Origin of the sequence: Methylomonas rivi, from assembly GCF_024505165.1 — a bacterium.
In the GTDB taxonomy this organism is placed as follows: domain Bacteria; phylum Pseudomonadota; class Gammaproteobacteria; order Methylococcales; family Methylomonadaceae; genus Methylomonas; species Methylomonas rivi.
In genome coordinates, this window is the sequence record NZ_JANIBK010000158.1 from 1 (window position 1) to 8151 (window position 8151).

At 58.4% G+C, this 8151-nt stretch carries 5 protein-coding genes; all 5 read right to left on the reverse strand.

The annotated features are described in order from the left end of the window. Positions 1-492, reverse strand: a 492-nt coding sequence (locus NP596_RS18235) for a PstC family ABC transporter permease (protein WP_371927974.1), incomplete at its 3' end; no start/stop codon positions are given. Beyond that, positions 473-1324, reverse strand: a complete 852-nt coding sequence (locus NP596_RS18240) for a phosphate ABC transporter substrate-binding protein (protein WP_256616830.1) — start codon at positions 1322-1324, stop codon at positions 473-475. The genes NP596_RS18235 and NP596_RS18240, both read right to left, overlap by 20 nt. Before the next feature lie 228 nt (positions 1325-1552). Continuing rightward, positions 1553-5995: an EAL domain-containing protein gene (locus tag NP596_RS18245; protein WP_256616831.1), complete on the reverse strand. Its 4443-nt coding sequence runs from the start codon at positions 5993-5995 to the stop codon at positions 1553-1555. 6 nt (positions 5996-6001) lie between these two features. Beyond that, positions 6002-6943, reverse strand: coding sequence for an ABC transporter substrate-binding protein (locus NP596_RS18250; RefSeq protein WP_256616832.1), 942 nt, complete (start codon positions 6941-6943; stop codon positions 6002-6004). A 52-nt stretch (positions 6944-6995) separates the two neighbouring features. Continuing rightward, a partial coding sequence (locus tag NP596_RS18255) for a TonB-dependent receptor plug domain-containing protein (RefSeq protein ID WP_256616833.1) occupies positions 6996-8151 on the reverse strand: 1156 nt, incomplete at its 5' end.

An 8151-nucleotide genomic window follows, 5' to 3' on the forward strand; every position in this document is an offset into this window, starting at 1 on the left:
ATCGGCAATCAACGCCACGGTAGGCAATATCATCAGCGCCAATACCAAGATGGCTGTCAGCAGGCTGACGCCGGGCGGATGCAGCCGGCCGACCAGCGGCGCCAAGGTAACCAAACCCCAAAAACCGTATACCACCGAGGGAATGCCGGCCAGCAGCTCGATCAACCGCCGGTAAACGCCGGCCAGCCGCGGCGGCGCGTAATATTGCATGAACAGCCCGGAGGCGATGCCCAAAGGGCCGGCCAATAATAAGGCGCCCAGGCTGGACAGCAGCGTCGCCGCCAGCATGGGCATGAGGTTATATAAACCCTGAGTCGGATGCCAGGAAGCATCGGCGAAAAAATGCCTTAATGCCACATGCCGCAGAACCGGCCAGGATTCGTTCAGCAAAAAGCCTAAAATCAATACCGCGACCAGCGCCGCCAGCAGCGCGCAGCCGCCCAGCAGCCAAGCCAGCCAAGCCAGCCGTTGGTCAGCGCGAGACGGGGACAAAATATTGCGCTTCGATAAGGTCGTTGACGTCAGCCGAACTTGCAAAATCGATGAAGGTTTTGGCAACGCCAGCGGGTTCGGTTTTGGTCACTAGATTCAACGGTCTGGACAGCGGGAAACTGCCGTTGCGGACATTTTCCACCGAGGCTGCGATGCCGTCCAGCGGCAGCAATTTAATGGCGGCCGCATGGCCGGCTTCGTATTCGGCGGCGCCGACCGAGACATAGCCGACGGCATCCGGGTTGCCGGCCACGGTTTTGATGCCTTGCTGATTGTCGCCTATCACGACTTGGGCTTTGATGTCGGTATTTTTCAAGTCGAAATAATGTAAAAACAATTCCAGCGTGGAACGGCCTTCGGCTTTGTTGACGACGGTAATCGGTGCGTCGTTGCCGCCGAGTTCCTTCCAGTTAGCGATTTTGCCGGTAAAAATGTCGATGATTTGTTGTTTGTCCAGCGCGGTCAGCGGGTTGGCCGCGTTAACGATGATGCCGATGCCGTCCAGGGCAATGGTAAAACTTTTCAACTCGGCTTCATCGGCATTCAGCGCCCGCGACGCCATGCCTATGTCGGCCAAACCCGCCCGCGCATCGTTGACGCCGCGGGAGGAGCCGCCGGTTTGTACGTCGATACGGACGTTGGGATGCCGCGATTCGAAGCGCTTGCCAATTTCCGCCGCCAAGGGTGCCACCGTGCTGGAGCCGGTCAGCACCAGTTTTTCGGCGGGGTTTGCGGTAGCTTCGGTGGCGGGCGAATCGAACTTGGGCTCAATGTAGAGCCACAAGGCTAAAACGACAAATAACAAGACTGCGGCCGCGATGGTTTTTTTCATGTTTGCTCCGTTCATTAGGTTCATCCGCCGGGTAGGATGAACCTGTCTGTCGTTATTCGGCAAGCTTCCTTACAGTATGCGGCAAATTTTGCGGCCGGCCCGGGGCGGGTAAAGGCGAAAGCCGGGCTTGTTCAGGCGTGAAATGGCGAAGGGACATTGGAATTGCGCGGAGGCGAGAACGCTTAAAGGAGCATCCTCGCCACCCCGCAACCCGATCGACAGCGCGGATTAGCCGTTTTCCGTCCGCGAGCGGCGGGCGGCTTCCAGTAGTTCGGTAAAATCCGCCGCCGTCATTGGCTTGCCGAACAGATAGCCCTGAGCTTCGCCGCAATCGTGTTCTAATAGGTATTGCGCCTGTTGTTCGGTTTCCACGCCTTCGGCAATGACTTTGAATTTCAAAATTTTGGCGATGGAAATAATGGCCAGTACGATGGCGGCGTCGTCCGCGTCGTGCATGATGTTGGCGACGAACGACTTGTCTATCTTCAGCTTGTCGAATTCGAATTGTTTCAGTTGATCCAGGCTGGAGTAGCCGGTGCCGAAATCGTCGATCGAGATTTGCATGCCGGCTTCCTTCAATTTTGCCAGTACCGCGCGTTTCTGTTCCGGGTGGCGGATGAACAGGCTCTCGGTTAATTCCAGTTCCAGATATGCCGGCGCCAAACCGGTTGCGGCGACGATATCGATGACTTGGGCGGCGAAATGCTCCTGGTCCAATTGTCGGGCCGAGACATTGACCGCCATGATGAACGGCGCGAAGCCGGCTTGCTGCCAGGCGTGGTTTTGCCGGCAGGCCACGCGCAATACCCAGGCGCCGATCGCTTCGATCAAACCGATTTCCTCGGCAACCGGAATGAATACGTCGGGCGGGATCTGGCCGAGTTCGGGGTGCCGCCAGCGTATCAGCGCTTCGGCGCCGACGATGCGGCCGCTGGCCAAATCGATTTGCGGCTGGTAATGCAGGTAAAACTCCTCGCGCTTGAGGGCGCGGCGCAAATCGCTCTCCAGCCGCAGCTTGGAGGATACCGCGAATTCCATGCTGTCTTCGTAAAAACAGTAGGTGTTGCCTTGTTCCTTGGCGCGGTACATGGCGGTATCGGCATGCTTGATCAGCAAGCCGCTGTCGGTGCCGTCGGCCGGGTACAACGAGATGCCGATGCTGGCGCTGATATAAAACTCCTGCTCCATCAGCACAAACGGCATGGCGATGTTTCGGCAGATTTTATCGGCCACCGCCGCCGCGATCAGCGGACCGTCGATTTTTTCCAACAGCAAGGTAAATTCGTCGCCGCCGAAGCGCGAGACCAGGTCTTCCTTGCGCACGCAGCCTTGAATGCGTTCCGCGGCCGCCTTCAACATTTGGTCGCCGACGTCGTGGCCCATGGTGTCGTTGGTTAGCTTGAAGCGGTCTAAATCCAAAAACAGCACCGCATGCATATGCTTTTGGTTGCCGGTACTGTCGATGACCGTATTCAACCTGTCCATGAATTGGGCGCGGTTGGCCAGATTGGTCAACGGATCGTGATAGGCCAAACGGTTCAGGGTGCGTTGGCTGTGGCTGGCCTCCAACAGCAGGGCGATGCGTTTGCGCAATACCGCGAAATGAATGGGTTTGGGGATGTAGTCGTTGGCGCCGGTGGAAAAGGCCAGCTCGACCGAGTGCTCGTCTTCCAGGGCGGTAATCATTAGAATCGGCACTTCGTCGCCTTTCGGCAGCGCCCGGATTTTTTTGCAGGCTTCGAAACCGTTCATTTCCGGCATCATCGCGTCCATTAAAATCAAGTCGGCCATGTTGCGCTGGCAAAGCGTCACCGCCATATGGCCGGTACTGGCCACATCGACCACATAACCGTCTTTTTCCAGTACGTCCTGCAAGGCGAACCGCATCGCTCTGTCGTCGTCGGCCACCAGGATCCGGGGGCCGAAGGGTTCGATGGGGGCGTCGTCATCGCCCGCGCCGCTTTCCCGTTGCAGCAATTGTTCGATGAGTCGGTATTCTTCGCCAAGCCGCGCTAGCAGCGCCTCGCCGCCTTCGATGCGCCGTTGGCCGGCCTGTTCTTCCAGTTGGCGGGCGATGGCGGCCAGTTTTTCCGCGCCCAGATTACGGCTGGCGCCTTTCAGGCTGTGGGCTAGTTCGGCCAATCCCGGATAATCGTCCGCCGCCAGCGCCTGGCCGATTTGCTCGATTTGCCGCGGCGCGTCTTCCAGATAAAACCCCAGCATTTTGGCGAAACCCTGGCCGATTTCCTCGCGCAGCTGGTTCAACACCCGTTCGTCCAGTGTCTCCAGGGATTGGGTTTCGACGGGTAACAGGCCGGTTTCAGGCGGTTTCGAGCGCTGGTCCAGCCTGTTCAGCAACTTGTCGCGCAACGGATTCAGCTTGATGGGTTTGGACAGATAGTCGTCCATGCCGGCCGTCAGGCACAAATCGTTGTCGCCCTGGCGGGCATTGGCGGTCATCGCCACAATAGGCAGCCGGCCGGCAGGCCCATCCAATAGGCGGATGCGCCGGGTGGCTTCGAAACCGTCCATGTTGGGCATGTGGCAATCCATCAGCACCAAGTCGAAGCTTTTGCGTTGCAGCCATTCCAGCGCTTCAACGCCCGAAGCGGCAATTTCGTAACAGCAACCGAGCCTATCCAGCATGCCGGCCGCCACCATCTGGCTGGCCCTGTTATCTTCGACGATCAAGATGCGGTATCCCAAAGCCTCCTGGCGCGGGGTTTCCGCGGGTACGGCCGGGGCCTGCCCCTGGTAATTCTGGCCGACCGTCAAAATAAAATCGTACAGCCTGGAGGCTTGTATCGGTTTGGTCAGATTAGCCGCCACATTCGGCAACTTTGTCAGCCTGACGCTAGAGCCCGGATTGGACAGCAGGATGATTTTCAGCCCGGTCAAGGCCGGATCGTGAGCAATCAAGTCTATCCAGTCGGTATCGCCGGCATCTTTAAGGTCGATAATCGCAAATTGGTAGGCCGCGTCCTGTTCGCTGGCGGAACGCAGCATGTCGACCGCGCGGATGCCGTAACTGGAATGGCTGTGGTGAATATGCCAATGGTCCAGGCTGTGGGCCAGAAATTGCCGCATTTTATCGTTTTCGGTGACGATCAGAATGCGTAAATGCGCGAAATAAGCCTGCCGCGAATCCGACAGCAGCCGGCTGCCGCAGGGCGGGCCGAAAGGTACCGTAAACCAAAAGCAGCTGCCCTGGCCGGGCTGGCTGTCCACGCCTATCTGGCCGCCCATCAGTTTGACCAATTGCCGGCAGATTGCCAGGCCCAGTCCGGCGCCTTCGTAATGGCGGGTAGACGAGCCGTCGGCCTGTACGAAGGCTTCGAATATGCCGGCTTGCGCGGCGGCGGGTATGCCCATGCCGGTATCGATAACGTTAAAGCGCAGCACGGTTGAGTCGTTGTCCGATTTTTCGGCGTTTACCTTGATGTAAATGGAGCCCTGTTCGGTGAACTTGAGGGCGTTGCCGACCAGGTTGATCAGCACCTGCCGCACTCTGGAGGCTTCGCCGTTCAAGACCAGCGGAATATCGTCGACGATGTCGTAGTCCAGCTGCAGGTTTTTGCGTTGCGCCTGGGCCGACATCAGTTCGACGACTTCGTCCAGGGTTTCGTAAAGCACGAAATCGACCGGCTGGCGTTTTAGCATGCCGGCTTCGATGCGGGAAAAATCCAGAATGTCCTCGATCAGTTTCAGCAAGGCTTCGCCGGCATTGCGGGCGATGATGGAATATTCCAGTTGTTTGGGGGTCAGGCCCATGTCCTGTAAAAGTTCCAGCATGCCCAGCACCGCGTTCAGCGGGGTACGCAGCTCGTGGCTGACCGTGGCGGCGAATTCGCCTTTCATCCGCGCCGAGTCCAGGGCGGCGTCGCGGGCGGTTTCCAGCTGCTTTTCCCGGGTTTCCAGCACCTCCATCATGGTGTTGAAGGCGGCGCCCATGTCTGTAATATCCCGCGGCCCGGTTAATTTGGCGCGCACCTTTTTTTCGCCCGCCGATGCTTGGCCCATGCGGTGCGCCAGTTGTTTGATGGGCGAGGTCAAGCGCCGCGACATGGCCAGCAAATACAATAAAAACAACAGCGCGGAGCCGCTGGAAACCGTCAGGGTGGTCCAGAGAATTTGTTTTTGCATGATGTTCAGCGATTGCTTGCCGATTCCCAAGCGCACGTAACCGATCAATTCCGGGGCGGGAGTCCGGGCTTCGAACGGCGAACTTTCCTGTTCGGTGCCGCTACGGGCGAATACCGGGGCGGTAAAATACCAAGCTTGGCCGGTTTCCCGGGTTATCGGCGCGGAATCCGGCCATGGCGACTCGCCGCCACCCGCCGCCGACAAGGATTCGCCGCGTTCCAGCAAAGGCCGGCGGTCGATATTGTAAACCGCCACGCCGCGCACATCCGGAAACGCCAAAAAACGCCGGGCCGGTTCCTCGGCGTTTTCCTGGCTGCCGTACAGCAGGGCCAGCGCGCTTTGGGCGGCAAAGGCCTCGGTCGATTGCCGGCCTTGCGCTATCCATTTATCGCGCACGATTTGGTAGGACAGCGCGGATATGCCGATCGATGACAGCAGCGACATGACCAGCAAGCCGAACAGGAATGTCACCGTTAATTGTTGCTGGAAACTGGCGCCCTTGAAGCGGGGCAGGCTGGGAAACTTCATCGGGATTTAACGGGAGGGGAAAACCATGGCGAATTCGCGCCGAGTCTGATTGGAAAAACGCAGGCCCAAGTGTTCGGCGGTGCGCAAATTGACCGCGACCAGCAAATCCCGCAGTAATTTCACCGATTCGAATTTACCGTTGGACTGTACTTGTTGCAGAGCCAGATTGGCCAGACTGCGGCCCATGCCGAAATTGTCCGGATATAGCGAAAACAGCGCGCCCTTGCGGACGTGTTCCAGGTTACTGGAGAACACCACGAAGTTTTTCTCCCAGGCTTCCCGCAGCACTTCCGGCAGCAGCGATTGTTCGTCCATGGCGGCGTTTTCGCGCGGCAGCCACAGGGCGATGGAATTGTCTTTTACTTCCAGCAAAATTTGCCGGAATAATTCCGATGAATTGCGCAGGCTTTCGGTGGGCTGGGCAATCAGCTGTAAGCCGCGTTCCCGGGCGGCTTGTTCGGCATGGTCGATTTCCCAGGCGGTTTGGCGCGGATCGTAAATGACCGTAATTTTTTTGATGTCCGGCACCAGCTTTTTCAAATGGTCGAACATGGCCTCCGGGGCCGGCGTCAAACTAATGCCGGTCAGGCCCTGCGGTACTTCGTTCGGATGGATGATGGTGGCGCCGATCACCACCGGAAACACGGCGGACAGCGGCTTTGCGACCGCCAGGCCGGCCCGGCCCAGGGTGACGACCACATCGATGCGGTCGTTTTTTAAGGTGTCGATTAACCGGTCGGCGGTATCGCCTTCGTTCAACAAATAATGCCCGACCGGCTTGCCCAGTTCCTGCTCCATGCCGCGGGCAATTTCCTGGAAAACGGACAGGAAAGGTTCGCGGACTTCCGGATAAACGATGGCGACGGCGGGCGTTTGCGCGCGCGCAATGCCGCAGAACAGCAACAACCACAACGCCAGCCAGCGCGAAAAAAAGACTCGACAGAACAAAATGACTCCTGGGTAATTCGATATAAGCGTAATACCGCTGCTAGCGGCATGGCTAAAATTTAATATTGACCTCGCCGTAAAAATTGCGGGATGCCAGCGGCAAATCGTTGGGGATAGCGGCTTGCGGGTTGCCCGCCAAGCTGGGTTCCCGGGCGCTGACATCGAACAAATTCCGCACCGAAAAGGCGATTTCGACGTGTTCGAGTATATTGTGCCGGCGCAGGGTCAAATCGACCCAAGTATAGTCGGCTACCGGCTGGCGTGTGTCGCCGAAGCCGCGGTCGCGGCCGACTATCCATTTGGCTTGCGGGCTGAAACTCCAGTCCGGCAAAAACTCCCACTGGGCGCGCAGGTAAATCTGGTGATGGGGCGCGTAGCCCGAGTCGCGGTCCGAAGCTTCGTCGCGGCTGCGCTGATAGGCGTAATTGCCGATCAGTTTCAGCGTATCCAACGCCTGCCATTCGGTTTCCAGCTCGGTGCCGTAACCTTGCTGGGTGCCGGTGTTTTGCGCCGTCGAAGTGGTGGCGTTGCTGTCCGGAACGAAACGGATCATTTGCTTCCACCAATAACCGAAGAAATTCAGCCCCAGCCTCAGCCTGTCTGTCGGGCGGTAGTCGAAGCCCAACTCGATGTTTTCCATGGTTTCCGGTTGCAAGGACGGATTGCCGAGCTGGGCAGGGTTGTTGATGATATACATTTCCTGGAACGACGGCGCCCGGAAGGCCGAGCCGTACATCAATTTGGCGGTGAGGTCGTAACCGGCTTCCCAAATCAGCGCCGCGCGCGGGTTGAAGGTGTTGCCGAAATCCGAATAGCGGTCGTAACGGGCCCCGGCCGTCAAGGTCCAGTCGTTGGTGAAATTCCATTGGTCCTGTAAAAACAGATAGGCCACTTTACGGTCCACTTCCGGAATAAAGGTGGACGAGGTGCCGGAGACGTCGGTCAGCGGTATGCCGGGCAACGTCGGAATCGACGCGCCGGTAGTCGGGTCTATGCCGAAGTTTTGGCTGACCCTGGCCCGGAACAGGCTGTCGTAGTTAAAACCGACACCGCTATGCAACTGGTGTTGCTGGAAGCCGGTATAGGCAAATGTCTGGCTGATGCGGACATGGCGTTCCCATACTTCCGGGTTGCCGATGTAGCCGTTGGGGAACGTCACCGGCGCGCCGGCGCCGATCTGGCCGTTGGCGCCGATCGGCAGCGTGGCG

What these genes read in the sequence shown, in the direction of transcription:
- NP596_RS18240 (WP_256616830.1), bottom strand. Translation starts at nt 1,324, where the DNA reads ATGAAAAAAACCATCGCGGCCGCAGTCTTGTTATTTGTCGTTTTAGCC.
- NP596_RS18245 (WP_256616831.1), bottom strand. Translation starts at nt 5,995, where the DNA reads ATGAAGTTTCCCAGCCTGCCCCGCTTCAAGGGCGCCAGTTTCCAGCAA.